Source organism: Bartonella sp. AP58NXGY (assembly GCF_042195785.1).
GTDB lineage: Bacteria > Pseudomonadota > Alphaproteobacteria > Rhizobiales > Rhizobiaceae > Bartonella.
Window position 1 is genome coordinate 339 of record NZ_JBHIOY010000411.1, and the last position, 230, is coordinate 568.

The following is a 230-nucleotide window of genomic DNA, read 5'->3' on the forward strand; positions in this document are numbered from 1 at the left end:
AAACGTGCATTAAACAAACAAGGTTATGGCATAAATATGCTTTATTATAGGAAGGAATTGTGACATGGGGAGCCAAACACCCTCAACGACAGAACAGAAGCAGGTGCAGACAAGTGCTCCTCCTTCTTGGATGGCAGATGTATTTAAGCGTGGTGGCAGGGATGCGTATAATCTGTATAATATAGGGGCGGGTGGTAATGTTTATGGCGGTCCTCGTGTAGCCCCATTAA